Origin of the sequence: Ewingella americana ATCC 33852 (genome assembly GCF_000735345.1) — a bacterium.
Lineage (GTDB): Bacteria > Pseudomonadota > Gammaproteobacteria > Enterobacterales > Enterobacteriaceae > Ewingella > Ewingella americana.
The window spans coordinates 304,833-329,330 of sequence record NZ_JMPJ01000053.1; the positions used below are offsets into that span (position 1 = coordinate 304,833).

A 24,498-nucleotide genomic window follows, 5' to 3' on the forward strand; every position below is an offset into this window, starting at 1 on the left:
GCCCACGTCGTTTCTCCTTTATTTATTATGCTTTCTACCGGGCATGGCTCTGGTGAATAGGCTCTCACGCAGCGGCTGCGCCCAGTCGGTAAATTGGCGATCGCCGGTCTGTTGCCAGCGAACTTCAAACCACATCAACATTAGGTACTCAACCCACGGGGTCCAGCGGCGAATTTGCTGCTGTAAACGCCGGGTTTGTTTATGACCGCCATAGCCGCCAGCGGCAGCATAGGTTTGCAGAAAGTATTGCTGCTGCTCATCACTCCAGCCATTGCCACGAAACAGCGCCGCAAGCTCTAAAGCGATATCGCCGTCGGCGGCGTACTCCCAGTCAATCAGCCGCAGGCCCTGCTCGCCGTCCACCAGATTGCCGGGGTGGATGTCCATATGCATCACCGCCAGCTTTAACGGCTGTGGCATGGATTGGTGCATAAAGTGCTGGTGTAGGCGCAGCCAATCGGCAGTCAGGCGCGAACGGTCGATCTGTTGCCAATAGCGGGAGAATTGCTGGTGAAGCTGGAGCCGATAGCCACTGGGCGGCAGCCGCTGTAGCTCGACCACGCGCTGACTCAGCCTGTCCAGATTATGCCGGTGAGAGAAGAAGTCTGGTTCGCAGGGTTGGCCGCTGAGCCATGTCACAACCAGCCACGGCGGAGAAATTAGCCGAGTTTGCGGCGCAATATTCAGTGCCGCAACATGGCGCAACAGAGCCTGCTCTCGGCGGCGATTGACGCCCAACGCGGCTTTATCAGCCGACTGCATGCGCGCCAACAGAGTTTGCCCCGGCGCCTCGATTTTCCAGCTTTCACCCGTCAACCCGACCACAGGGCTTAAATGACAACCGGCGGAAAAGACCGCCGGAAGTTGTTGTGCTAAGCGCTGCTCGAGTGACGCCTTAATGCTGGACGGCACCGTTACCCGACCACACAATTTCGCCACTCGGCACGGTCATCATCTGCATTTTCAGCGTCGGTGACTTCACGTCGCCCGTCACCGTGCTGTAGAGCACGTACTGGGCGTTAACGTAGCGCGCCAGACCAATCGCCTTGCTGCGCGAACCCAGACTGTCGTCAACTGACAGACCTAACGCCTGCTTGGCGCTGGCTAACTGGGTATCAGGAACCACTTGGAATTTGTTATTGGTGGCCAGCGCGTCGTGCAGAGCCGCCGTGGCGTTACCCACTGGCAGTGAGCCGTTGGTGCTGTTTTTCACGCTGTCGAGCAGCAACACGCTGCCCGCCTGAACGCCGTCAGCTTGCAGCATTTTTCGCTACCATTGGCTGAACGCTGGCTTTCCAGTTAATGGTCTGCTCTTTCGGCGGCTGCGGCACGGTTTCTGGCGGCGGCGGCACTTCAGTTTGTGGTTTCTCAGGCTCAACCGGGGTCACAGGCGCGGTTGGCTGCTCAGGCTGCTGCTGTTGGTTTGGCAAGGTACAACCGCCAAGGATCAGGGCGGCAAAGGCCACCATGAGGAAATACTTTTTCATCAACCTACTCCGTAGAGGACATTAAAGGTAGAGGTAAACACGCACCCTGTACGCATCCAGATTGCCGTTCAGGGAGGAGATAGTCAGCTCGCTGTTGGCCGGAACGGTAATGGTTCTGGCTTCGGCAATCGGCAGTAAATCCAGCCCCTGTTTGTCATACCAATAGAAACGATAGTGCAAGGTCACGGCGTGGGGCTGGCTGTTACTCAGCACGCTGCTGGCTTGTTTACGCCCACCGACTTCAGAAATAGACGGCGAGCTTGGGATGATTCCCGCCGTCAACACCGGCGATTCCATGATGACGGTCTGCTGATTGTTTAGTGCAATATGCGGGTCACTGCTACAGCCCATCAGTAATACAACGGGTAACAACGCCATCAAAAAACGCATGGTACTTCCTTTTAACAAAGAGCTTTATGAAGACAAAGCCTTATGGACGCGCCAGCATCGGGCCTAACTTACGGCCACCCACCAGATGCATGTGAATGTGATAAACCTCCTGACCGCCATCGCGATTGCAGTTCACAATCAGGCGATAACCGTTTTCAGCAATACCTTCCTGCTCGGCGATTTTAGCCGCGACGGTCATCATGCGGCCCAGCGCAGCTTCGTGCTCGGTCGTCACATCATTCATGGTCGGGATTAACACGTTAGGAATGATCAGGATATGGTTGGGTGCCTGAGGAGCTATGTCGCGAAACGCCGTGACTAACTCATCTTGATAAACCACGTCCGCAGGGATCTCACGGCGGATAATTTTGCTGAAAATTGTCTCTTCGGCCATCTTGCCAGTCCTTATCTTAGTCAAAAGCAATGCCACCAGTATGAGTGACAATTTCTATTCCTTTCAACCTGATTACGCTTTTTAAACCTTAATTGGCGTAGAAAGCGCCATCCCGCGCCCGAAATGCCGTTTTGCCGGATAGCAGACATGAAAAAAGGAGGCCGAAGCCTCCTTTTTGCTACTGCTCAACGCTAATCCGAGGATTAGTGGTTGCGCATGTATTCGTCCATATCCGTTTTCAGGTTATCAGACTTAGTACCGAAAATTGCCTGAACGCCTGAACCCGCGACCACCACACCTGCTGCACCCAGTTTCTTCAGGCCAGCCTGATCCACTTTGGAGACATCAGCCACGCTAACGCGCAGACGAGTGATGCAAGCATCAAGGTTAGTGATGTTTTCTTTACCACCGAACGCCTGAACCAGAGAAGCTGACATTTCTGAGCCACCCTGAGCAGATTGCTCGCTGCTGCTCTCTTCGCGACCTGGCGTTTTCAGGTTCAGTTTCACAATCAGGAAACGGAAGATGCTGTAGTAAACGATGGCATAGATGATACCAACCACTGGGAACAGCCAGATACGGCTGCTGTTGCCGCTCAGCACGATGAAGTCAATCAGACCGTGTGAGAAGCTGGTACCGTCACGCATACCCAACAGGATACAGATTGGGAAGGCCAGACCTGCCAGAATCGCGTGGATTGCGTACAGGATTGGTGCCACGAACATGAAGGAGAATTCGATTGGCTCGGTGATACCGGTCAAGAATGAAGTCAGCGCAGCGGAGATCATGATGCCGCCAACTTTCGCACGGTTTTCAGGTTTCGCTGAGTGCCAGATAGCGATTGCAGCCGCTGGTAGACCGTACATTTTGAACAGGAAGCCACCAGACAGTTTGCCCGCAGTTGGGTCACCCGCCATGTAGCGAGGGATGTCACCGTGGAACACCTGACCGGCTGAGTTCACGTACTCACCGATTTGCATCTGGAATGGAACGTTCCAGATATGGTGCAGACCGAATGGAACCAGCGAACGCTCAACCACGCCGTAGATGCCGAAAGCAACCACTGGGTTCTGATAAGCAGCCCACTGAGAGAAGGTCTGAATAGCCGTACCAATAGGTGGCCAGATGAAGGACAGCACCACGCCCAGGAAGATAGCAGCCAAGCCGGAGATGATTGGGACAAAGCGTTTGCCCGCGAAGAAGCCCAGATACTCAGGCAGCTTGATGCGGTAGAAACGGTTGAACATGTAGGCTGCAATTGCACCTGCGATGATACCGCCGAGAACGCCGGTGTCTGCTAAGTGTTTAGCTGCAATTTCTTCAGCCGGTAAGTGCAGTACCAATGGCGCAACCACGGCCATGGTTTTCACCATGATGCCGTAGGCAACCACCGCCGCCAGTGCAGAAACACCGTCGTTGTTAGTAAAGCCGAGGGCAACACCGATGGCGAAAATCAGCGGCATGTTAGCGAAGACTGAACCACCAGCCTCGGCCATAACGTGGGAAACGATCATTGGCAGCCAGCTGAAGTTTGCCGACCCGACGCCAAGCAGGATACCTGCGATTGGCAGTACGGAGACTGGCAACATCAGCGATTTACCCACCTTTTGAAGGTTTGCAAACGCGTTCTTAAACATAATTGAGTGTGCTCCTGAGTAATGATGCTTTAGATACTTCTCACGGCGTCCGCTTATGTGGATCTGCAAACTGCCGCGTTGCAAGGTTATGAAAACCCTTGGCGTTCAGGGTGTCTAAGCACCCCTTTTGAATTTTTACGAAGGGTAAAATAATTCCCTTTTTTAATGTTTGATGGCAGTCACGTTTTATTGAAAAAAGACGGCAAGCGCGCTTAAAAATGAGACTTTCGTTAAAGAAAATCTGAAATTTGCCGCTTCTGACAGCCTAAAACGGGTGTGCACATTACCCGTTCAGGCCATTAATTACGAGCCGTAAAATAATTCCAGTGAATATGACTGCTTTTTAAGGCTAGCTCAGGGAGGAAGTGTTGAGGTGAAACAGGCGTGAAAAGTTGGCCGTTGTGGCTTCGGCGAGGGCTTCAAGGCTAACCCCTTTCAACACGGCCATGTACTCGGCCACGTCGCGAACATAGGCAGGCTGGTTCTCTTTACCACGGTGCGGGACCGGGGCTAAGTAAGGCGAGTCAGTTTCAATCAGCAGGCGATCCAGCGGCACATAGCGCGCCACGTCGCGCAACTGCTCGGCATTGCGGAAGGTAACAATCCCCGAGAAGGAGATGTAAAAGCCCAGATCCAGTAAGAACTCCGCCGTCGGCAGGTCTTCCGTGAAGCAGTGCAGCACGCCGCCGCACTCTCCGGCTTTCTCATCGCGCAGGATGTCCAGCGTATCCTGTCGCGCATCACGCGTATGGACAATCACCGGCTTGTTCAGCTCGCGGCCGACGCGGATGTGATGGCGGAAAGAGTCCTGCTGCAAGGCAATCTGCTGCTCTTCTTTCTGGTAGAAGTAATCGAGGCCGGTCTCGCCCATGGCAACCACTTTAGGGTCTGCCGCTAGCTGGCGCAGCTCGTCGAAATCATAACCCCCGTCAATGTTCAGTGGGTGGACGCCACAGGAAAACGCCACATCCGGGCGGTCGCCAATCAGCTGGGTCATGGCACGGTAGCCCGGCAAGGTCGTGGCAACCGCGAGCATGAACTTCACGTCGCGCTCGCGGGCTTTTTCTAATACTGCATCCACACCGCTGTGCAGCTCGTTGTAATCCAGACTGTCGAGATGACAATGGGAGTCGACTAAAAACATAATATTTAACTCTTTACGATGGTTTTGGCAGGTCAGCGCACCGATGAAATGACGCGCTGCTGAATAATCATTTTGGTCTCATTAGCCCAGCAACTGTTCCCATTCGAGCAACTGCTCGGTAAGGATCAGCTCCCGATTGACGCCAGTAATGGTCAGAAGCTGCTGGCGGCAGTGCATCCAGCCCTGCACGCTTTTCTGCAACGCGTCGTTGGTTTGCAGGTGAGCAATCTGGCTAATGAGGTTCTGTTGGTCGTGATTGATGATGAACTGCCCGGCGTTTTGCTGCCATTTAATGGCGTCGAGCAGCAAAGAGCAGAGCCACTGCACGCGCTCGCCGACGTCATCATGATTAAGCTGCGGCAGCAAAGAAAGCATGTCCCGCTGCTGGCAGCTTGTGGCCAACTGCTGGCACAGCGCCACTCGCTGCTTCCAGCGCTCAGGCTGCAGCAGCGCCTGCGCCGATAGCGGCGTGCCATTGCCGAGCCTGAGAGCCGTTTTGATAGCCAGCGGATCGGCGCTCAGTTGACGGCTGAGCCACTGCGCCGCGAGATTCTCTTCCGGCGTCGCCAGATGCCAATACAGGCAGCGGCTGCGCAAGGTCGCCAGCAGGCTGGCAGGCTCGGTGCAACCAATCAGGAAATAGGTTTTTACCGGCGGCTCTTCCAGCGTTTTCAACAATGCGTTGGCGGCGGCTTCGGTCAGCAATTCGGCCTCGGGCAGCCAAACCACCTTGGCCCCGCCCTGCTGAGAATAGTTGTAGAGCGTTTCAATCAGTTGACGAACAGGGTCGATGCCGAGCGAATTCTTGCCTTTCTCTGGCGTCAAAACGTGCCAGTCAGGGTGGTTGCCAGCAATCATCAGTTGGCAGCTACGACAGGTGCCGCAGCTTTTCTCGCCGTCTTGATGCTGGCACAGCAACCAGCGGCTTAGCCCGTAAACCAGCGCCTCCTCGCCCATACCGCGCGCAGCGTGCATCAGCAAGGCATGGTGACCGCGGCCAGATTGGTACTGGCTCACCAGTTGACGATAAGGGGCGCTCAGCCACGGATACCACGTCATTGCGCTTGGCCCTGCTGCTCGGCAAACCAATGACTCAGCGTCTGTTGGATTGAAGCCGTGACCTGCGCCAGCGGCTGGGAAGCATCGATGGTTTTGATCCGCGAGTCTTCCGCCACCAAGCTCAGGTAACGCGCACGAGTGCGTTCAAAGAACGGCAGCGCCTCTTTCTCAATGCGATCCAGCTCGCCGCGCGCGCTGGCGCGTTGCAAACCAATTTCAGGCGGCAGGTCGAGGTAGAGCGTCAGGTCAGGGCGGAAATCCCCCAGAGAGATATCACGCAGAGAGCGCATCAGTTCCGGGTCAATGCCACGGCCGCCGCCCTGATAAGCTTGCGAAGAGAGGTCATGGCGATCGCCAACCACCCAAGCTCCGCGCGCCAAGGCAGGCAGGATAACGGTTTCAACCAACTGCACGCGGGCGGCGTAGAGCATCAGCACTTCGGCTTTCACCGTCGGCTTGTCGTGGTCAACGCCGCGTTTAAACAGGTCGCGCAGCTTTTCAGCCAACGGCGTTCCGCCCGGCTCGCGGGTAAAGACAATCTCTTCCACGCCCAGTTCGCGCAGTTGGTTTACCACAACGTCGCGCGCCGTGGTTTTACCGGCCCCTTCCAGACCTTCAATAACAATAAACTTACTTTTCATTCTTATTTTTCAATGCCTCGCGATACACACGCACCGCTTTGTTGTGATTTTCGAGGTTAGTCGTAAAGGTGTGGCCGCCTTTGCCGTCAGCCACAAAATAGAGGTAATTGGTGGTCGCCGGATGCGCCGCAGCTTCAATCGAGGCTTCGCTTGGCATGGCAATTGGCGATGGCGGCAAACCAGAAATCACATAAGTGTTGTAAGGCGTCGGCGTCTCGAGATCCTTACGGCTGATGTTGCCTTTGTAGTTCTCACCCATGCCGTAAATCACCGTCGGGTCAGTCTGCAAGCGCATGCCGATGCGCAGACGGTTGATGAACACCGAAGCCACTTCGGCGCGCTCCTCTTTGACCGCCGTCTCTTTTTCAATAATAGACGCCATGGTCAGCATGTCGGTTGGCGTTTTGTAAGGCAGCGAGTCAGCGCGGCCTTTCCAAATGCTGTCTACGGTCTTCTCCATATGCTGGTGAGCGCGCTTGAGCAGAGACAGGTCGGTCATGCCCGCGGTATAGAGATAGGTGTCCGGATAGAGCCAGCCTTCGGCGTTTTTGGTGTCGGTCATGCCTAGCGCGGCGGCAATCTCTTCGCCGGTTTTGCCACTTAACTCGTGTTTGAGGTAGGCCGAGTCATCCAGCACCTTCATCCAGTCACTGAGTTTAAAGCCTTCCACCAGACGCACGCTAAACTGCGCCTCTTTGCCACTTCTCAGCAATTCGAGCATTTGGCGCACCGTCATGCCCTTTTCAAAGCGATAGGTCCCAGCTTTGAAATTACTCAGCTCCGGCTCAATGCGCAGCAGCCAAGAGAAGTAGGGATTTTTTTGCATGATCTGGTGTTTCACCAGCAGGGTTTCCAGCACCACGCGGCCAGTACCGGCTGGCAGAGTAAAGATAGTCTCACTGCTGACATTGATCGGGCGATCGCCAAAAGTTTTCACTTTGTGGTAACCAAAAGCCAGCGCAGCAAGCAGAATGACGATAATAAGAGCAGGGATTTTGAATTTTTTATTCTTCATGATTGTTCACTTCTGATGCGCTGGTTTAACAAACCTGATGTAAAAAGTCGTTCAAAGTTGACGACGTAAAATGCCAATCTTCTACCTGACGCACCGGCATAAAGGGCATCAGGGCATTACAAATAATCACTTCTTCTGCATCACTCAGAGTCTGCGGCGGCTCTGCAACCACGGAAACGCTAAACCGGCCACTTTGCTCGAGCAAGGCAATAATATGGTGTCGCATCACGCCGGACACCCCGGACAGTGACAAGTCGGGAGTAAAAACGCTCTCCCCTTTGCGCCAGAAAAGATTGGCGGCACAGCATTCTACCAGCATCCCGGCGGTATCAACCACTAGTGCCTCTTGGGCATCTGTCTGGTCGAGGTGCAGGCGCACCATCACTTGCTCGAGGCGGTTGAGATGCTTAATGCCGGCTAACAGCGGGTTTTGGCTGAGTGCCACCGGGCTAAGAGCCAGTTTAACGCCCTGCTCGCGCCATGCGTGATAATGCGCCGGGTAAGCAGAGGTGGAGATAATCCGCGTCGGCGAATCGCAGCCTTGCGGGCTATAGCCGCGGCCACCTGCCCCACGCGTCACCACCACCTTGAGCACCGCTTCGTCGCACAGGCTGGCGGCGTGCAGCATTTCGGCTTCGAGCAGTGACCAATCCACGCCCGTAATCATCAAACGCTCGGTCGCGACCTTCAGCCGGTCAAGATGCGCTGACAGGAGTTTTACTTTCCCCTGTGAGATATGAGCCGTTGTAAAACTGCCGTCACCAAATTGTGCAGAGCGATCCCCTGCTGGCAATAAATGGGTCGAGACACCGTTAATCCACATTACTTACTCCCGCTGTGACTCTTGTGAGCAGTTCCCCAGCGAAGCCTGAGGCAGTTTGCTTGGCCTATCAAGTAGAGCATTCTGACTTTATACCGCGAGTCTCAGATAACAAAAAGGCCCGAATATCGGGCCTTTCAGACATCTTCAACAGGCTGGGAATATCCCGTCAGACTTTACGGAAGACCAATGAACCATTGGTGCCGCCAAAGCCGAACGAGTTACACAGCGTGTATTCCATATTGCTTACCTGACGAGCTTCGTGCGCCACGAAGTCCAAATCGCAACCTTCATCTGGGTTATCCAGGTTGATAGTTGGAGGGACAGCCTGGTCACGCAGCGCCAGCAGGGTAAAGATGGATTCAACCGCGCCCGCCGCGCCCAGCAAGTGGCCGGTCATAGACTTGGTCGAACTCACCAACACGCGCTGTGCGTCAGCACCAAACACCGATTTAACGGCTTGGGCTTCGGCTTTATCTCCGGCGGCGGTAGAAGTGCCGTGCGCGTTGATATAACCAATTTTAGAAGCGGCAATACCGGCATCGCGCAAGGCATTTTCCATCGCGAGAGCGGCGCCAGCGCCATCTTCCGGAGGAGAAGTCATGTGGAATGCATCGCTGCTCATGCCAAAACCAACGATTTCAGCATAAATTTTTGCGCCGCGCTTTTTCGCGTGTTCATACTCTTCCAGCACCATAATGCCAGCGCCGTCGCCAAGTACGAAACCATCGCGGTCTTTATCCCACGGACGGCTCGCCGCCTGTGGATTGTCATTACGCGTGGATAAAGCGCGTGCTGCACCAAAACCACCCACACCCAATGGGGTACTGGCCTTTTCGGCACCGCCGGCCAGCATCACGTCGGCATCATCATAAGCAATGATTCGAGCGGCATGACCAATATTGTGAACACCAGAAGTACAAGCTGTGGCAATTGAAATGCTCGGTCCACGCAGGCCAAACATAATGCTCAGATGACCGGCAATCATGTTTACGATGGTGGAAGGAACGAAAAATGGGCTGATCTTGCGGGGTCCGCCGTTAACCAATGAAGTATGGTTTTCTTCGATTAGACCGAGACCGCCAATACCTGAACCAATCGCCGCACCAATTCGCGGGGCGTTTTCGGCAGTGACTTCAAGCCCAGAGTCTTGCATCGCTTGGATGCCGGCAGCAATGCCGTACTGGATGAAGGCGTCCATTTTGCGGGCATCTTTGCGCGAAATGTACTCTTCACAATTAAAATCTTTTACTAAGCCAGCAAAACGCGTTGCAAAGGCACTAGTATCAAAATGGTCGATTAGGCTAATGCCACTCTGACCGGCAAGAAGAGCGTTCCAAGTGGACTCTACAGTATTGCCGACAGGAGACAGCATGCCAAGTCCAGTCACTACAACTCGACGCTTAGACACGTTGTGTCCTCCAGGGAGGGAAAAATTGATACGGTGGGTCAGAAAAAACTTAGGCGGTCGAATGACCGCCTAACTATCTAAACTAAAAGCAGATTAGCTTACTGCTGGCTAGCGTTGATAAAATCAATAGCTGCCTGAACAGTAGTGATCTTTTCAGCTTCTTCGTCAGGGATCTCGGTATCAAACTCTTCTTCCAGAGCCATAACCAGCTCAACGGTGTCGAGAGAATCAGCGCCAAGGTCGTCTACGAAAGACGCAGCATTAACTACTTCTTCCTGTTTAACACCCAGCTGTTCAACGATGATTTTCTTAACGCGTTCTTCGATAGTGCTCATACTCTTAAATTTCCTATCAAAACTCGCTTTCGCGATGGTTTTCGTAGTGTATAAAATGTTGAAAAAGATGCAACTAAATCCCGGCTGGTCAAACCACGAATTTGCTCTATTTTGCGGTTTTTACCGCAAATAACGCAAATAGTTTCGTAATTTTTAAATCATGTACATGCCGCCATTGACATGTAATGTTTCACCAGTGATGTAGCTGGCCTCATCAGAGGCTAAAAAAGCAACTGCGCTAGCAATTTCTTTGGCATCACCCAACCGGTTGGCTGGAACTGATGACAAAATGCCTGCGCGTTGATCATCTGTCAACGCCCTTGTCATGTCCGTCTCAATAAAGCCGGGAGCAACAACGTTGACAGTAATGCCGCGTGAAGCCACTTCACGCGCCAAAGACTTGCTAAAACCGATTAAACCGGCTTTAGCTGCCGCGTAGTTCGCCTGCCCTGCGTTACCCATAGTTCCAACAACAGAACCAATTGTAATGATCCGGCCAAATCGCTTTTTCATCATAGCCCGCATTACTGCTTTTGACAGCCGAAATACTGAAGTCAGATTCGTATCAAGAATATCTTGCCACTCGTCATCTTTCATTCGCATGAGAAGGTTATCACGTGTGATACCGGCATTATTAACTAAAATGTCAATTTCGCCAAATTCAGCTCGAATCGTAGCCAATGTTTGCTCGATCGATGCAGAATCAACCACATTCAGGGCGATGCCCTTACCGTTTTCACCTAAATATTCGCTAATTGCAGCCGCGCCGCTTTCGCTGGTTGCTGTACCAATGACTTTCGCGCCACCAGCAACCAACTTTTCTGCGATTGCACGACCAATGCCACGGCTGGCGCCTGTGACGAGGGCAATTTTACCTTCGAAGCTCATCATGTTCCTCTTATTCTTGTTCGAGCGCAGCAGACAGGCTGGCAGTATCATTCACGGCCGCTGCTGTTAAAGTATCAACAATACGCTTAGTCAGGCCGGTGAGAACTTTACCCGGTCCAACTTCAACTAAATGCTCAACGCCCTGCGCCGCCATGAATTCGACAGACTCAGTCCAGCGAACCGGGTTGTAAAGCTGACGAACCAGCGCGCTGCGGATAGCCTCAGGCGAAGTTTCAACTTTAACATCCACGTTGTTCACGACAGGATATTGCGGCTCGCTGAAAGTCACCTCTTCCAGCGCCACGGCCATTTTGTCGGCAGCAGGCTTCATCAGCGCACAGTGAGACGGCACGCTGACAGGCAGAGGCAATGCGCGTTTGGCACCGGCGGCTTTACAAGCAGCACCCGCGCGCTCAACGGCTTCTTTATGCCCAGCAATAACCACTTGGCCCGGAGAGTTGAAGTTCACTGGGGAGACAACCTGCCCCTGTGCAGACTCTTCACAAGCTTTAGCAATAGCGTCGTTGTCCAGACCGATAATGGCGGACATCGCGCCAGTGCCTTCAGGCACGGCTTCTTGCATCAATTTACCGCGCAGTTCAACCAGCGAAATAGCCTGTTTGAAGTCCAGCACGCCCGCACAAACCAGAGCGGAATACTCGCCCAAGCTGTGACCCGCAAGGAAAGCCGGCTTAGCGCCGTTGCTTTGCTGCCATACGCGCCAGATAGCGACAGAAGCCGCCAGCAACGCAGGCTGGGTCTGCCAAGTTTTATTCAGTTCTTCCGCAGGACCCTGTTGTACCAGCTCCCACAGATCGTACCCTAGCGCAGATGAAGCCTCTGCAAAGGTTTCCTCAACAATCGGATGTGCAGCCGCTAAATCAGCCAACATCCCCAAGGCTTGTGAGCCCTGCCCAGGAAAAACAACTGCTATTTTTGTCATTTTGATTATCCTGTTAAATCAGAAACGTACCAGCGCCGAGCCCCAGGTAAAGCCACCGCCAAATGCTTCGAGAAGAACCAGTTGTCCGCGCTTGATACGGCCATCGCGAACGGCTTCATCGAATGCCGCAGGAACAGACGCTGCGGAGGTATTACCATGGCGATCGAGGGTCACGACGACTTTATCCATGCCCATGCCCAGCTTCTTAGCCGTTGCGCTGATGATGCGCAGGTTAGCCTGATGCGGAACCAGCCAATCCAGCTCTGAACGGTCAAGGTTATTGGCCTCAAGCGTCTCTTCAACGATATGAGCCAATTCGGTCACGGCGACTTTAAAGACTTCGTTGCCCGCCATAGTGACGTAAGCCGGTTTTTCTGGCGCAGATTGATCTGGGTAAGCCAGCGTCAACAGGTTGCCATAGTGGCCATCGGCGTGCATGTGAGTGGAGATGATCCCCTGCTCTTCAGACGCGCCAAGCAGCACAGCGCCTGCGCCGTCACCGAACAGAATCACGGTGCCGCGATCTTCAGGATCGAGCTTGCGCGACAAGGTGTCAGAACCGATCACTAATGCATAGCGAACAGCGCCGTTCTTGACGTATTGATCGGCAACGCTCAGCGCGTAGGTGAAACCTGCGCAAGCCGCTGCTAAGTCAAAGGCCGCCGTATCTTTGATACCCAGCATGTTTTGAATCTGGCATGCCGAGCTTGGGAATGCGTGGGTAGATGAGGTTGTCGCAACAATGATCAGACCGACATCGCTCGCGCTGACGCCTGCCATTTCAAGTGCCTTCTCTGCTGCATGCAGGCCCATTGTGGCCACAGACTCATCCGGAGCAGCGATACGACGTTCACGAATACCTGTACGGGTGACAATCCACTCGTCGGAGGTATCCACCATTTTTTCTAAGTCGGCATTAGTCCGAACTTGCACGGGCAAATAGCTCCCCGTACCGAGAATTTTTGTATACATGTACGATCAGTCACTCTTGGGTAATACAGCCTCAAGGCGCGCGGCTATCCGATGTGGAACTTGCCGCTGCACCGCCTGCACAGCCTGTTCGATAGCAACAGCGAACGCTCGCTGATTTGCTCCGCCGTGGCTTTTAATAACGATGCCCCGTAATCCTACTAAACATGCGCCATTATACTGGTCCGGATTTAGATGGCCGAAGCGCTTTGCTAATTTCTTCTGCAAAATACGGCCTAACCATTTCAGCCACCAAGCCTTCTTGCCACCCTCCCCAGAGGATTTTAACAGTGACAAAAACATCCTTATTACACCTTCCATGGTTTTGAGTGTGACATTCCCTACAAAGCCATCACACACCATCACGTCAGTTTTACCGGTTAACAGCTCATTGCCTTCAAGATAGCCGATATAGTTGATTGCTGGTGTATTTTTTAAAATCGCTGCCGCGTCACGAATGTTGTCCAGCCCTTTCGACTCTTCCTCGCCGATATTCAGCAAGGCCACGCGCGGGTTCTCAATGCCAATGACTTCTTCAGCCATTACCGAGCCCATCACGGCAAACTGGACCAACATCGTGCTGTCACATTCAACATTCGCCCCAAGATCAAGCACCACCGTTTTACTGCGCAGCTGATTCGGTAACACCGTCATCAGCGCCGGGCGCTCGATACCTTCCAGAGGCTTGATAACCATTTTCGCGAGCCCCATCAGCGCACCAGTATTACCAGCACTGACACAGGCCTGCGCGTCTCCACTCTTAATCAGCTCTAAGGCCACCCGCATTGAACTTCCTTTGCTGGCCCGGATAGCTTGCGATGCGCGAGCGTCACTGGCTATAACTGATTCAGCAGGAATAATCCGAATTCGTTCTCTCAGAGAAGGATCGGCTTTAGCAAGGAAAGGCGTGATAGCGTCGGGGTCGCCGACCAGAAGAAGATGGAGTTCAGAATTAGAGATCAGTGCCTGCAATGAAGCAGGCACTGTGACGGAAGGACCGAAATCCCCGCCCATTACATCTAACGCAAGGGTTAGACGAGTCAAGGTATCGCCTTGCTAGTACTTATCATGAGTGAGTTATCACGCAAATAAGTAGCAAGCAAATCTCAGCCGATTACCTTGCGACCGCGGTAGAAACCGTCGGCAGTGATATGGTGACGCAGGTGAGTTTCACCAGAAGTTTTGTCCACAGACAGAGTGGAAGTGGTCAGAGCATCGTGAGAGCGACGCATGCCACGTTTAGAACGGGTTGGTTTATTCTGTTGTACGGCCATGGACCTTACTCCTTAAGTACTTTTCTTTAAACTCGCTAATACGGCAAATGGATTTGGTTTCTCCGCCTCTTCAGGCAGTTTACCGAATACCATGTCCGCGTCGGACACTTCACAGTGTTCAGATTCATGTACCGGAACGACAGGCAAAGAAAGAATGATTTCATCTTCAATCATTGCCAACAGATCAACTTCGCCAAAGTCGTCGACTTCGATCGGCTCGTACGCTTCCGGTAATGCCTCAGCCTGTTCATCATTGCGAACAGGGCTAAAACAATATGTTGTGTGAACCTGATGCTCAAACGTCTTACCACATCGCTGACATTCCAGAGTTACGAGAACTGCTGATTTGCCTTCGATAACGGCCAGCCGTTGATTGTCGATATTAAACGACAAAGATGTTTCCACATCAGAATCAACACTAACCACTGATGCCGCAACTCGTGTTACCTGATCAGGCGTGTAGACACCGGAGTAATCTAAACGCTTTTGGGCTGTACGAACCGCATCAACGGCCAAGGGTAATTTTACTTTTTGCATAGGGCGCGCATATTAACTTTGTAACGACATAGAGTCAAAGAAAAAGGCCTCAAAACCGCACCTTTCACCAATATTCGCTTCCACAGCGGCCAACAGTTTAAGATGTGCAAATAAATAACGCTACGCTTTGTGAAAAAATAATAATGCCAACTTTACCCCCTATTCTGCTCGCTTCGACATCAACATACCGCCGCGCACTGCTGGAAAAGCTTAACCTTGAGTTTAGCTGCGCCGCGCCGAATATCGACGAGTCGCCCTATGCTGATGAATCGCCTGAAACTTTAGTCAAACGATTGGCCGAAGCCAAGGCGCGGGCTTTGATGCACTCTCATCCCAATCATTTGATCATCGGTTCAGATCAGGTCTGTGCATTAGATGGAAAAATCACCGGCAAACCGCACACCTTTGAGAATGCGAAACGGCAATTGCGTGCGGCGAGTGGCAAAGTGGTGACCTTCTACACCGGCCTGTCGCTGCTCGATAGCCGTACTCAGCAAGCCGTTACTGTGTGTGAACCCTTTGAGGTTTCCTTCCGCGCGTTGAGCGATGAAGAGATAAGCAACTATTTAGAGATGGAACAGCCCTACGATTGTGCGGGGAGTTTTAAGTGCGAGGGGTTGGGGATCAGCTTGTTTAGCCAACTCAACGGCAGAGATCCCAATACGCTGATTGGCCTGCCGTTGATTGCCCTGCTGGAACTGTTGCGCGCCAAGGGTGTGAACCCCCTGCTGCGCCAACATTCAGTATAAAAGCATTAGCCTTTGGCGGGTTTGAGACGCAGCTTCTTCAAGCAATTGCGCAGTTTGGCGTCCATTGGAGCCTCAATGCGCATGGTCTCACCAGTGCCTGGGTGCTCAAAACGCAGCGCCGCAGCATGCAGGAACAGGCGATTTAGCCCCGTGCCAGCAAGCTGCCCGTCGAAATCGCGGTCGCCATATCTGTCGTCAAAAGCAATCGGGTGCCCCGCATACTGGGCGTGAACGCGGATCTGGTGCGTTCTCCCGGTGACCGGGCTGGCTTTAATCAGCGTGGCGAACTCGTAGCGCTCTTCAATTTTAAAGCGAGTCTCAGAAGGCTTGCCTTCCGCGCTCACTCTGACGATACGCTCGCCGCTCTGCAAAATGTTCTTCAGCAACGGCGCTTGCACCACTTTGCAATGAGACTGCCACTCGCCCTGCACCAGCGCGAGGTAATCCTTCTGCATGCCTTTCATACGCAGTTGCTCATGCAGCGAACGCAACGCTGAACGCTTTTTGGCTACCAGCAAGACGCCTGAGGTGTCTCTGTCCAGACGATGCACCAATTCAAGGAAGCGCGCATCAGGGCGTAAGGCTCTTAGGCCTTCGATCACGCCGAAACTCAAACCGCTGCCGCCATGCACCGCAGTACCAGAAGGCTTATTGAGGATCAGCAAATGGTCATCTTCATAAAGGATGCAGTCGGCTAACGCTGCCACTTTATCCAGTTTGGCTGAGACCGGCGCTTCATCTCGCTCTGCGACACGAACAGGTGGCACGCGAACTTCATCGCCTGCCAATAATTTGTATTCAGGTTTAATACGCTTTTTGTTCACCCGCACTTCACCCTTGCGCACGATGCGATAAATCATGCTCTTAGGTACGCCTTTAAGGATATTACGCAGGAAGTTATCTATGCGTTGTCCGGCTTCATCTTCGGAAATGGGGATTAATTGAACAGATGGATTCTCAGTTTTCATGGGTCGCGATTCTAAATATCCGGCACGGTTCGCGCCACTGGTTTTTATGAGCTTAGCGTTTAGTTTATCAGCAACTGGGCTGGAAAACCCGACGAGCAGTAAGAATGAAGGGATAATCATTGCGGGTTGTATCGCATAAGGATAAGAATCTTTACTGCAACTACTAAAGTCACCTTGCTATCACTGTACATGCAATGGAATAATGAGGTCACTTTCCGCGTTCTTTTCCTTAAGTTAGGGAAAACGCAGGAATTATAGATTTGTCTGATCGAACAAAAGCGCAGCAATGGCGTAAGACGTAATGTGAAATCAAGCAATTAGCGGGCTGCGGATTGCAGCTTGGCCGGCAAATGGAATGAGATCTGTTAACCTAAATTCAGAAGCTATTCCCCTACTAAAAGTACTGCTTTCATAACGCTGGTATGGTTAATACGGCAAAAGCAGACTTACCGAAATAATGCGCCCCTATGCAAGCGACAACCGTGAGGTTGACGACTTTGCGAGAAGACTCGGGGCCAACGGTTTATCCGGCCATGAGGTTATTTTGCCCGCAGCTCTGTCAATAATGCAAAAATAACGAGTAAGTTAAGATGAAAAGAATGTTGATAAACGCAACTCAGCAAGAAGAGTTGCGCGTTGCCCTTGTGGATGGACAGCGGCTCTATGATTTGGATATCGAAAGTCCGGGTCATGAACAGAAAAAAGCCAATATTTACAAGGGTAAAATCACCCGCATTGAACCAAGTCTGGAAGCGGCATTCGTTGATTATGGCGCTGAGCGACATGGTTTCCTCCCCCTCAAAGAAATTTCTCGCGAATACTTCCCTAGCAATTACTCCTCGCATGGCCGCCCAAACATCAAAGATGTTCTGCGCGAAGGTCAGGAAGTTATTGTTCAGGTAGATAAAGAAGAGCGTGGTAATAAAGGTGCAGCACTGACCACCTTCATCAGTCTGGCCGGTAGCTATTTAGTGTTAATGCCTAACAATCCACGCGCTGGGGGTATTTCCCGCCGGATTGAAGGGGATGACCGTACTGAACTGAAAGAAGCGTTATCTTCGCTGCAACTGCCAGACGGCATGGGCCTCATCGTGCGCACCGCCGGTGTAGGTAAATCCGCAGAAGCACTTCAGTGGGATTTAACCTTCCGTCTGAAGCACTGGGATGCCATCAAGAAAGCCGCCGAAGGCCGCCCTGCTCCGTTCCTGATCCATCAGGAAAGCAACGTCATCGTGCGCGCGTTCCGCGATTACCTGCGCCCTGACATCGGCGAAATCTTGATCGACAACCCAAAAATCCTCGATTTGGCTAAAGAGCACATCGCAGCGTTGGGTCGTCCAGATTTCAGCAGCAAAATTAAGCCTTACATCGGTGAAATCCCGCTGTTTAGCCATTACCAGATTGAATCTCAGATTGAATCTGCGTTCCAGCGTGAAGTGCGTCTGCCTTCCGGTGGTTCCATTGTTATCGACAGCACCGAAGCTCTGACCGCTATCGACATCAACTCCGCACGCGCAACCCGCGGTGGCGATATCGAAGAAACTGCATTCAACACCAACCTTGAAGCCGCTGACGAAATTGCTCGCCAATTGCGCCTGCGCGACTTGGGTGGCCTGATTGTTATCGACTTTATCGACATGACGCCAGTGCGCCATCAGCGTGAAGTTGAAAACCGTCTGCGCGATGCCGTTCGTCAAGACCGTGCTCGCATCCAGATTGGCCGTATCTCTCGCTTCGGTTTACTGGAGATGTCGCGTCAGCGTCTCAGCCCTTCTCTGGGTGAGTCTACGCACCACATCTGCCCACGCTGTGCGGGTACCGGGACCATTCGTGACAACGAATCCCTGTCTCTGTCGATTCTTCGTTTAATCGAAGAAGAAGCGTTGAAAGAGAACACCAAAGAAGTTCACGCCATTGTTCCAGTGCCGATTGCTTCGTACCTGCTGAACGAAAAACGTGAATCAGTCAATGCGATTGAAAAACGTCAAGGCGGCGTGCGCGCGGTGATCGTGCCGAACGATCAGATGCAAACCCCTCACTATTCCGTACTTCGCGTGCGTAAAGGCGAAGAGTCTTCCGTACTGAGCTACCTGCTGCCACAGATTCATGAAGCAGAGATGTTGCAACCTTCCGAAGAGATGCCAACTGAGCGTAAACGCCCAGAGCAGCCTGCGCTTGCCGCATTCGCTCTGCAAAGCGAAGCGCCGCCAACCTCTTTCGAGCGTCCTGAAGCCGTTGAGCAACCAGCACAAACTCGTCCAGCCGCTGTAGCAGCGCCTGCTGCCGCTAAACCGGGTCTGGTCAGCCGCTTCTTCAGCGGGTTGAAAGGTCTGTTTGCCGCTGAACCACAGGCTGAAGCTAAGCCTGTTGAAGTGGCGAAAGCAGAACCAGAAACCACTGAGAACGAAAACCGCCGTAACGGTGATCGTCGTAACCAGCGCCGACAAGGCAATGGTCGTCGCGATCGTAACGGTGAACGCGGTGAGCGTGGCAACCGTTACAATCGCAGCGAAGGTCGCGATAACAATCGTGATAACCGTGGCGAAGGTCGTGATAACCGCGAGAACAATCGTGAGCAGCGTGAAGATCAGCGTCGTAACCGTCGCAATCAAGAACCTGTTGTCGCCGCTGAAACCCGTAACGATGAAGAAACCACCGCTTCTCGCGACGAGCAGCAGCAGGCTCCGCGTCGTGAGCGTGGCGATCGTTCGCGTCGTCGTTCAGATGACAAACGCAAAAACACCCAAGAAGATAAAGTCCAAGAAGTTGTGGCTCAGGAAGTTGTCGCTAACGTTGTAGAAGAGACTGCACAGGAAGATCGTCAGCCAACTCAACGTCGCCAGCGTCGTCAGCTTTCTCAGAAAGTACGCTTCGAGTCTGAAATCGATCATGAAGCTGAAGCAGCTGCCCAGCAGTTGATCACCGGCATCATGCCAACCGTCACGCCAGCGGCTCAAGAAGCTCGTGCTGAGCAAGACGTTGAGCAGACGGCGAATGCCGAGACGGAAGAAGGTCAGAACGAAGGCGGCCGCGAAGGTGGCATGCCACGTCGTTCACGCCGTTCGCCTCGCCACCTGCGCGTCAGCGGCCAGCGTCGTCGCCGTTACCGTGATGAGCGTTACCCATCACAGTCAGCGATGCCATTGGTGGGTGCCTTCGCTTCGCCAGAAATGGCATCAGGCAAAGTGTGGATCAGCTACCCGGTTGCTCAAGCTGAGCAGCAAGAGCAACACGCAGCCGTGGTTGAAAATGCCGAGACTCTGACTAATCAGGTTGAAATCGCTCAGGAAAACACCCCTGCACCGGTCGTGACCGAAGTGGTTGAAGCGCCTAAGCAGCCTGCGGTTGAAACGCCAGCAGCTGAAGCACCTGCTGAAACTGTTACCGAGCATCAGGCTCCAGCAGTTGAAGAAGTGGCTAAGCCTGCAGTTGCAGAGCCAGTGGCTTCTGAACCACAAGTTGCAGCGCAGCCTGTTGCTGATGAGCCAGTATTGGTTGAAGCAGAAACCGTCGAGCCGGTAGAACCGACGCCAGTGGTTGAAGTTAAGCCTGAAGCTCAGCAGCCTGTTCTGGTTGAACCAACTGTTGAACCTGCGATTGTCGAGCCTGTAGTTGCAGAGCCTGAAGTTGCAGAACCAGTCGTTGCGACCGAGCCTAAAGTTGAACCTGTTCAGCCTGCGGCAATTAAAGCGGCCGTTGAGGCAGTAGCAACAGATGTGGCGGCTCCGCGCTTCAAACATCACGCTACCGCGCCAATGACGAAAGCGCCTGCTCCGGACTACGTTCCTGAGCCTGCTCGTCAAAGTGACTGGGTACGCCCAGAGTTCAACTTTGACGGTAAAGGTTCAGCTGGCGGCCATGCAGCAGTCACCACTGCAACAGCTCCGGCGACCAAACCCGCCATGCCAACTGAATAAGAGGGTGTGATGGTTATAAAAAAACCCGCTTCGGCGGGTTTTTTATTGGTTCAAATTCAGTAACTTGTTTGAAAGTGAATTAGCCGATTTTCTTCAAGCGTTTGATATCTAAACGAGCAACCTTTTTCTCGATGAAACGGGCGAAGCCAACCAAGTGCTCTGTTTCATTGTGCTGGGAGAGTGCTTCTTGCGAAGCCCAGCGTTCATAGAAAATAAAAGTCTCAGGATGGTCGATATCCTGATGCAAATCATACTGAAGGCAGCCCAGCTCCTGACGGCTATGCTCGATTAACTGGTGCATAGCGTCGGTAACTTCTTTCACAAACTCAGGCTTAGCGACAACGGTAGCAACGACTCTGACTTCCATAACTTCTCCTTATAGCAGTAGCCTTTAAATATGGATGAAGATGAGGATTAGTGAAACCCTGCCCCTACTATGGCCCTCTGTTTGCTTCAATTTCAATGTTAACTTTATTAAACAGATGCAACTGAACAGTTTTCCGCTTATCCTTGTTCCCCGCCGTTAATGCATCTGAAATTCACGTATTGCTTTTCAACGCCGGAGCCCTGCCTGATGACCGCAACACCGCAAGTTTTGAAAATTCGCCGCCCAGACGATTGGCACATTCATCTGCGTGATGATGAAATGCTCGCTACCGTTTTGCCTTATACCAGTGAAGTCTTTGCCCGCGCTATCGTCATGCCGAACCTGACACCGCCGGTAACCAGCGTTGCAGTCGCCGTGGCCTATCGCGATCGCATCAATGCCGCTATCCCTGCTGGCCACAACTTTACTCCCCTGATGACCTGCTATTTGACCGATTCTCTGGATCCGGAAGAAGTCGCGCGTGGTTATCTGGAAGGCGTATTTACCGCCGCTAAACTCTACCCGGCGAATGCGACCACCAACTCGCAGCACGGCGTTTCCAACGTAAAAGCGATTTACCCTATTTTCGAGCGTATGCAATCGATTGGCATGCCGCTGCTGATCCACGGTGAAGTGACGCATAGCGACGTGGACATTTTTGACCGCGAAGCGCGCTTTATTGATGAAGTGATGAACCCGATTCGCACACACTTCCCTGAGCTGAAAATTGTTTTCGAACACATCACCACCAAAGAAGCGGCTCAGTACGTTCTTAGCGGCAATGACTATATTGGCGCGACCATTACGCCACAGCACTTGATGTTCAACCGCAACCATATGCTGGTTGGCGGCATTCGCCCTCACCTGTTCTGCTTGCCTATTCTAAAGCGCAACGTGCATCAGCAGGCCCTGCGTGAAGTTATCGCCAGCGGCTCAAATCGCTTCTTCCTCGGTACCGACTCTGCACCTCATACCAAAGGCCGCAAAGAGTCGAGCTGCGGTTGCGCAGGCTGCTTCAACGCACCTCTGGCAATCCCTGCCTACGCCACCGTATTTGAAGAGATGAATGCCCTCGAGCATTTAGAAGCCTTCTGCTCATTGAACGGCCCGCGTTTCTATGGCCTGCCAGTTAACGAAGATTTCATTGAAATCAGCAAGGTAGCAGTTACTCAGCCAGAAGAAATCGCCTTGGGCGACGAATCGGTGGTGCCTTTCCTCGCCGGCCAGACCTTGCAGTGGAAAGTCACGTCTTATTAAGTGACAGCGCCGCCAGCGGGATATGACTCGCTGGCGGCAACATAAATGCGCGTCCCCCTTGCTTAGTACTGGATATGACTGTATAAATATACAGTCATATTAATTCAGGGGGTCATATGCGTGTTGAAGTCACAATCGATAAAACCAAACCTCTTCCAGCCGGTGCTCTTGAAGCGCTGTCAGGTGAATTCAGTAAACGAATAAACCAACAATTTTCCGATACCGATAACAAAGTTCAGGTTCGCTATGCTGGCTCCAATAACCTGTCGGTTATGGGCGCGCCAAAGACGGATCGCGATCGTATTGAAGAAATTCTGCAAGAAACCTGGGAAAGCGCCGATGAGTGGTTTTCTACGGATGATTAACAGCAGTGCTGCGATGCGGGTTGATGTCTCAATCTCAGTCGTGGCATTAAAGGATTAATAATAATTAGGTTGATATATAACCAGGCTCTCTAGAGCAGTTTTTACCGGGCGTCGCTGTCCGGTTTTTTTCATTTATCTTATTTCTAAGATTATTCCCTGTTTTAATTCTCACCCTCTGGTTTATTCATCTTTCATCACACTTTTTTTACTATTAAATACATTACTAGCCCCCAAAAGCCTGTTTAAGTGTTTATACTGAAATTGCTCACCAGATAATGAGCCGCATTGATCCTCGTTAGTTACTCATGCTAGTCACTACAAATTAAGGGGTCTATATGGACAGAAATGATGAAGTTATTCAAACACACCCACTTGTGGGCTGGGATATCAGTACCGTCGACTCTTACGATGCAATGATGATACGTCTTCATTACCTGTCTTCCAAAGACCAACCACCAGAAGATGCCAACGTAGACAGAACATTGTGGTTAACGACAGACGTAGCGCGACAACTGATCAACATTCTCGAAGCTGGTATAGAAAAGATTGAATCGAACGAGTACGAGTACATTGACCATCGCAAACATTAATTTTCACCAACCTATCTAAAAGCACCCTCACATAACTGTCAGGGTGCTTTTTTTATGGCTTGATGGTGAAACCCGCACAGTTAGCCACACCCGCACGCCGGAGTTAACTTGCCTTTAGGTGAGCTATCTCACTATTATGCCCAACAATATTTTCTTAAAAATCATCAGGGGAAGCTGAAATGCAATACGACCTCATCATTGTCGGCAGCGGTTCTGTCGGTTCAGCGGCAGGTTACTACGCAACGCGCGCCGGACTCAAAGTATTGATGATAGACAGCGCGATGCCGCCCCATCAGGAAGGCAGCCACCACGGCGAGACGCGTATTATCCGCCACGCCTATGGTGAAGGTGCCAGCTACGTGCCAATGGTTTTGCGCGCCCAGCAACTGTGGGATGAGCTGGCGACCCTCAGCGGCGAGAAGATTTTTCATCGCAGCGGGGTTATTAACATTGGCCCGCATGACTCTGAGTTCATCAATAACGTCAAAAGCACCGCCGTTGAATATCAGTTGAATACCCAGTCGATGAGCGCCGAGGAGATCCGCGCCAAATGGCCTTTGATCTCTATCTCCGATGATTACTGCGGCGTATTCGAGAAGGATTCTGGCTATCTGCAAAGCGAACTGGCCGTCGCCGCCTATATTCGACTGGCGCGCGAGGCAGGTTGCGCCCAGCTGTTCAAATGCCCGGTAGAGTCGATAAGCTATGACCAAGATGGCGGCGTCACCGTCACCACCCACGAAGGCAGCTATCGCGCGCCGCGCATTGCGTTAACAGCAGGAACTTGGGTTAAAAAGCTGCTGCCAGAGCTGCCTGTCAGCCCAGTTCGTAAAGTCTTTGCCTGGCACCACGCCGACGGCCGCTACAGCGAAGAAAACCATTTCCCGGCATTTACCTTCCAGACCCTCTCCGGCGACCAATACTATGGTTTCCCGGCGGTTAAAGATGCATTGAAGCTGGGCAAACATAACGGCGGGCAGCCGATCACCGGACCTGAAGGGCGTAAACCCTTCGGCAGCGTCGCCGCAGACGGCACCGAGGTGTTTAATTTCCTGCGCCACCATCTGCCGGGCGTGGGCGTTTGCCTGCACGGCGCGTCTTGCACTTATGACGTGACTGTCGACGAAGATTTCATTATTGATACCCTGCCTGAACATGACAATACCTTAATCATCTCCGGCTTGAGCGGGCATGGTTTTAAATTTGCCAGCGTATTAGGTGAAATAGTGGCCAACTTTGGTGCCAATCACCCCGCCGATTTTGACTTCACTCCTTTCTCGCTTTCCCGCTTTAACTAGAGCTTCATCAATCATGCCGGTTTTTAAAACCGGCAATTCAGCT

Annotated in this window: 25 protein-coding genes and 1 pseudogene; 6 read left to right on the forward strand and 20 right to left on the reverse strand. The window is 52.4% G+C overall.

The genetic code is table 11. The features are described 5' to 3' along the window. Positions 1 to 18: 18 nt before the first annotated feature. From GEAM_RS10965 to yceD, 18 genes and pseudogenes are all read right to left on the reverse strand, one after another. Positions 19 to 900, reverse strand: a complete 882-nt coding sequence (locus GEAM_RS10965) for a phosphotransferase (protein WP_419471229.1) — start codon at positions 898 to 900, stop codon at positions 19 to 21. After that, positions 896 to 1,487 (reverse strand): annotated as a pseudogene (gene lpoB / locus GEAM_RS10970) (penicillin-binding protein activator LpoB). Before lpoB ends, GEAM_RS10965 begins: the two are co-directional and overlap by 5 nt. 21 nt (positions 1,488 to 1,508) lie before the next feature. Continuing rightward, positions 1,509 to 1,877: a YcfL family putative periplasmic lipoprotein gene (locus GEAM_RS10975; RefSeq protein ID WP_034791357.1), complete on the reverse strand. Its 369-nt coding sequence runs from the start codon at positions 1,875 to 1,877 to the stop codon at positions 1,509 to 1,511. Between the two features lie 40 nt (positions 1,878 to 1,917). Then, on the reverse strand, positions 1,918 to 2,271 hold the full coding sequence (gene hinT, locus GEAM_RS10980) for a purine nucleoside phosphoramidase (RefSeq protein WP_034791359.1): 354 nt from the start codon (positions 2,269 to 2,271) through the stop codon (positions 1,918 to 1,920). 203 nt (positions 2,272 to 2,474) lie between these two features. Beyond that, on the reverse strand, positions 2,475 to 3,908 hold the full coding sequence (ptsG, locus tag GEAM_RS10985; RefSeq protein WP_034791361.1) for a PTS glucose transporter subunit IIBC: 1,434 nt from the start codon (positions 3,906 to 3,908) through the stop codon (positions 2,475 to 2,477). Between the two features lie 349 nt (positions 3,909 to 4,257). Then, positions 4,258 to 5,052, reverse strand: coding sequence for a metal-dependent hydrolase (locus GEAM_RS10990; protein ID WP_034791363.1), 795 nt, complete (start codon positions 5,050 to 5,052; stop codon positions 4,258 to 4,260). Between the two features lie 81 nt (positions 5,053 to 5,133). Further along, positions 5,134 to 6,111, reverse strand: a complete 978-nt coding sequence (gene holB / locus GEAM_RS10995; protein WP_034791365.1) for a DNA polymerase III subunit delta' — start codon at positions 6,109 to 6,111, stop codon at positions 5,134 to 5,136. Then, positions 6,108 to 6,752: a dTMP kinase gene (gene tmk / locus GEAM_RS11000; RefSeq protein ID WP_034791368.1), complete on the reverse strand. Its 645-nt coding sequence runs from the start codon at positions 6,750 to 6,752 to the stop codon at positions 6,108 to 6,110. Before tmk ends, holB begins: the two co-directional genes overlap by 4 nt. Beyond that, positions 6,742 to 7,767, reverse strand: coding sequence for an endolytic transglycosylase MltG (gene mltG / locus GEAM_RS11005; RefSeq protein WP_034791370.1), 1,026 nt, complete (start codon positions 7,765 to 7,767; stop codon positions 6,742 to 6,744). The genes tmk and mltG overlap by 11 nt, the downstream gene beginning before the upstream one ends. Positions 7,768 to 7,792: 25 nt before the next feature. Further along, on the reverse strand, positions 7,793 to 8,590 hold the full coding sequence (gene pabC, locus GEAM_RS11010; protein ID WP_034791372.1) for an aminodeoxychorismate lyase: 798 nt from the start codon (positions 8,588 to 8,590) through the stop codon (positions 7,793 to 7,795). 166 nt (positions 8,591 to 8,756) lie between these two features. Next, positions 8,757 to 9,998, reverse strand: a complete 1,242-nt coding sequence (gene fabF / locus GEAM_RS11015; RefSeq protein WP_034791374.1) for a beta-ketoacyl-ACP synthase II — start codon at positions 9,996 to 9,998, stop codon at positions 8,757 to 8,759. 98 nt (positions 9,999 to 10,096) lie between these two features. Continuing rightward, complete coding sequence (acpP, locus tag GEAM_RS11020) at positions 10,097 to 10,333, reverse strand: acyl carrier protein (RefSeq protein ID WP_015690190.1); 237 nt, start codon at positions 10,331 to 10,333, stop codon at positions 10,097 to 10,099. Between the two features lie 153 nt (positions 10,334 to 10,486). After that, positions 10,487 to 11,221 (reverse strand): 3-oxoacyl-ACP reductase FabG, encoded by a 735-nt coding sequence (fabG, locus tag GEAM_RS11025; protein WP_034791377.1) that lies wholly within the window; start codon positions 11,219 to 11,221, stop codon positions 10,487 to 10,489. Between the two features lie 10 nt (positions 11,222 to 11,231). After that, the gene (gene fabD / locus GEAM_RS11030) at positions 11,232 to 12,164 is read right to left on the reverse strand and encodes an ACP S-malonyltransferase (RefSeq protein ID WP_034791379.1); all 933 of its coding nucleotides are present in this window, start codon (positions 12,162 to 12,164) and stop codon (positions 11,232 to 11,234) included. 18 nt (positions 12,165 to 12,182) lie between these two features. Next, entirely contained in the window at positions 12,183 to 13,136 is a 954-nt protein-coding gene (locus GEAM_RS11035; RefSeq protein WP_034791381.1) for a beta-ketoacyl-ACP synthase III, read from the reverse strand. A gap of 6 nt (positions 13,137 to 13,142) precedes the next feature. After that, positions 13,143 to 14,177 (reverse strand): phosphate acyltransferase PlsX, encoded by a 1,035-nt coding sequence (gene plsX, locus GEAM_RS11040; RefSeq protein ID WP_034791383.1) that lies wholly within the window; start codon positions 14,175 to 14,177, stop codon positions 13,143 to 13,145. Between the two features lie 62 nt (positions 14,178 to 14,239). Beyond that, a complete protein-coding gene (rpmF, locus tag GEAM_RS11045; protein WP_013576249.1) occupies positions 14,240 to 14,407 on the reverse strand; it encodes a 50S ribosomal protein L32 in 168 nt (55 codons plus the stop codon). A 12-nt stretch (positions 14,408 to 14,419) separates the two neighbouring features. Continuing rightward, complete coding sequence (gene yceD / locus GEAM_RS11050) at positions 14,420 to 14,944, reverse strand: 23S rRNA accumulation protein YceD (RefSeq protein ID WP_034791386.1); 525 nt, start codon at positions 14,942 to 14,944, stop codon at positions 14,420 to 14,422. A 143-nt stretch (positions 14,945 to 15,087) separates the two neighbouring features. Here yceD and GEAM_RS11055 point away from each other — a divergent pair, with 143 nt between their 5' ends. Then, positions 15,088 to 15,693, forward strand: coding sequence for a Maf family protein (locus tag GEAM_RS11055; RefSeq protein ID WP_034791388.1), 606 nt, complete (start codon positions 15,088 to 15,090; stop codon positions 15,691 to 15,693). A 5-nt stretch (positions 15,694 to 15,698) separates the two neighbouring features. On the opposite strand, the gene rluC is transcribed toward GEAM_RS11055, so the two are convergent. After that, positions 15,699 to 16,661, reverse strand: a complete 963-nt coding sequence (gene rluC, locus GEAM_RS11060) for a 23S rRNA pseudouridine(955/2504/2580) synthase RluC (protein ID WP_034791389.1) — start codon at positions 16,659 to 16,661, stop codon at positions 15,699 to 15,701. 590 nt (positions 16,662 to 17,251) lie between these two features. Between rluC and rne the strand changes: the two genes are divergently transcribed. Continuing rightward, positions 17,252 to 20,578 carry a ribonuclease E gene (rne, locus tag GEAM_RS11065; protein WP_034791393.1) on the forward strand — a complete coding sequence of 1,109 codons (3,327 nt, stop codon included), beginning with the start codon at positions 17,252 to 17,254 and terminating at the stop codon, positions 20,576 to 20,578. 79 nt (positions 20,579 to 20,657) lie between these two features. Here the strand turns inward: rne and GEAM_RS11070 are convergent, their stop codons facing one another. After that, on the reverse strand, positions 20,658 to 20,945 hold the full coding sequence (locus tag GEAM_RS11070) for a putative quinol monooxygenase (protein WP_034791396.1): 288 nt from the start codon (positions 20,943 to 20,945) through the stop codon (positions 20,658 to 20,660). A 207-nt stretch (positions 20,946 to 21,152) separates the two neighbouring features. On the opposite strand from GEAM_RS11070, the gene pyrC reads away from it, so the two are divergent. The 4 genes from pyrC to solA all read left to right on the forward strand — a co-directional run bounded on the left by pyrC (position 21,153) and on the right by solA (position 24,455). After that, positions 21,153 to 22,202, forward strand: coding sequence for a dihydroorotase (pyrC, locus tag GEAM_RS11075; RefSeq protein WP_034791398.1), 1,050 nt, complete (start codon positions 21,153 to 21,155; stop codon positions 22,200 to 22,202). Positions 22,203 to 22,318: 116 nt separating this feature from the next. Then, positions 22,319 to 22,567 (forward strand): DNA damage-inducible protein I, encoded by a 249-nt coding sequence (gene dinI, locus GEAM_RS11080; protein WP_034791400.1) that lies wholly within the window; start codon positions 22,319 to 22,321, stop codon positions 22,565 to 22,567. Between the two features lie 335 nt (positions 22,568 to 22,902). After that, positions 22,903 to 23,157 carry a biofilm formation regulator BssS gene (bssS, locus tag GEAM_RS11085; protein WP_034791401.1) on the forward strand — a complete coding sequence of 85 codons (255 nt, stop codon included), beginning with the start codon at positions 22,903 to 22,905 and terminating at the stop codon, positions 23,155 to 23,157. A 179-nt stretch (positions 23,158 to 23,336) separates the two neighbouring features. Next, positions 23,337 to 24,455 (forward strand): N-methyl-L-tryptophan oxidase, encoded by a 1,119-nt coding sequence (gene solA / locus GEAM_RS11090; protein ID WP_034791403.1) that lies wholly within the window; start codon positions 23,337 to 23,339, stop codon positions 24,453 to 24,455. The last annotated feature ends 43 nt before the right edge of the window (positions 24,456 to 24,498 follow it).

What these genes read in the sequence shown, in the direction of transcription:
- mltG (WP_034791370.1), bottom strand. Translation starts at nt 7,767, where the DNA reads ATGAAGAATAAAAAATTCAAAATCCCTGCTCTTATTATCGTCATTCTG.
- GEAM_RS10975 (WP_034791357.1), bottom strand. Translation starts at nt 1,877, where the DNA reads ATGCGTTTTTTGATGGCGTTGTTACCCGTTGTATTACTGATGGGCTGT.
- hinT (WP_034791359.1), bottom strand. Translation starts at nt 2,271, where the DNA reads ATGGCCGAAGAGACAATTTTCAGCAAAATTATCCGCCGTGAGATCCCT.
- yceD (WP_034791386.1), bottom strand. Translation starts at nt 14,944, where the DNA reads ATGCAAAAAGTAAAATTACCCTTGGCCGTTGATGCGGTTCGTACAGCC.
- rne (WP_034791393.1), top strand. Translation starts at nt 17,252, where the DNA reads ATGAAAAGAATGTTGATAAACGCAACTCAGCAAGAAGAGTTGCGCGTT.
- pabC (WP_034791372.1), bottom strand. Translation starts at nt 8,590, where the DNA reads ATGTGGATTAACGGTGTCTCGACCCATTTATTGCCAGCAGGGGATCGC.
- ptsG (WP_034791361.1), bottom strand. Translation starts at nt 3,908, where the DNA reads ATGTTTAAGAACGCGTTTGCAAACCTTCAAAAGGTGGGTAAATCGCTG.
- GEAM_RS11055 (WP_034791388.1), top strand. Translation starts at nt 15,088, where the DNA reads ATGCCAACTTTACCCCCTATTCTGCTCGCTTCGACATCAACATACCGC.
- rpmF (WP_013576249.1), bottom strand. Translation starts at nt 14,407, where the DNA reads ATGGCCGTACAACAGAATAAACCAACCCGTTCTAAACGTGGCATGCGT.
- GEAM_RS11035 (WP_034791381.1), bottom strand. Translation starts at nt 13,136, where the DNA reads ATGTATACAAAAATTCTCGGTACGGGGAGCTATTTGCCCGTGCAAGTT.
- GEAM_RS11070 (WP_034791396.1), bottom strand. Translation starts at nt 20,945, where the DNA reads ATGGAAGTCAGAGTCGTTGCTACCGTTGTCGCTAAGCCTGAGTTTGTG.
- bssS (WP_034791401.1), top strand. Translation starts at nt 22,903, where the DNA reads ATGGACAGAAATGATGAAGTTATTCAAACACACCCACTTGTGGGCTGG.
- acpP (WP_015690190.1), bottom strand. Translation starts at nt 10,333, where the DNA reads ATGAGCACTATCGAAGAACGCGTTAAGAAAATCATCGTTGAACAGCTG.
- fabG (WP_034791377.1), bottom strand. Translation starts at nt 11,221, where the DNA reads ATGAGCTTCGAAGGTAAAATTGCCCTCGTCACAGGCGCCAGCCGTGGC.
- dinI (WP_034791400.1), top strand. Translation starts at nt 22,319, where the DNA reads ATGCGTGTTGAAGTCACAATCGATAAAACCAAACCTCTTCCAGCCGGT.
- holB (WP_034791365.1), bottom strand. Translation starts at nt 6,111, where the DNA reads ATGACGTGGTATCCGTGGCTGAGCGCCCCTTATCGTCAACTGGTGAGC.
- rluC (WP_034791389.1), bottom strand. Translation starts at nt 16,661, where the DNA reads ATGAAAACTGAGAATCCATCTGTTCAATTAATCCCCATTTCCGAAGAT.
- solA (WP_034791403.1), top strand. Translation starts at nt 23,337, where the DNA reads ATGCAATACGACCTCATCATTGTCGGCAGCGGTTCTGTCGGTTCAGCG.
- GEAM_RS10990 (WP_034791363.1), bottom strand. Translation starts at nt 5,052, where the DNA reads ATGTTTTTAGTCGACTCCCATTGTCATCTCGACAGTCTGGATTACAAC.
- fabD (WP_034791379.1), bottom strand. Translation starts at nt 12,164, where the DNA reads ATGACAAAAATAGCAGTTGTTTTTCCTGGGCAGGGCTCACAAGCCTTG.
- tmk (WP_034791368.1), bottom strand. Translation starts at nt 6,752, where the DNA reads ATGAAAAGTAAGTTTATTGTTATTGAAGGTCTGGAAGGGGCCGGTAAA.
- pyrC (WP_034791398.1), top strand. Translation starts at nt 21,153, where the DNA reads ATGACCGCAACACCGCAAGTTTTGAAAATTCGCCGCCCAGACGATTGG.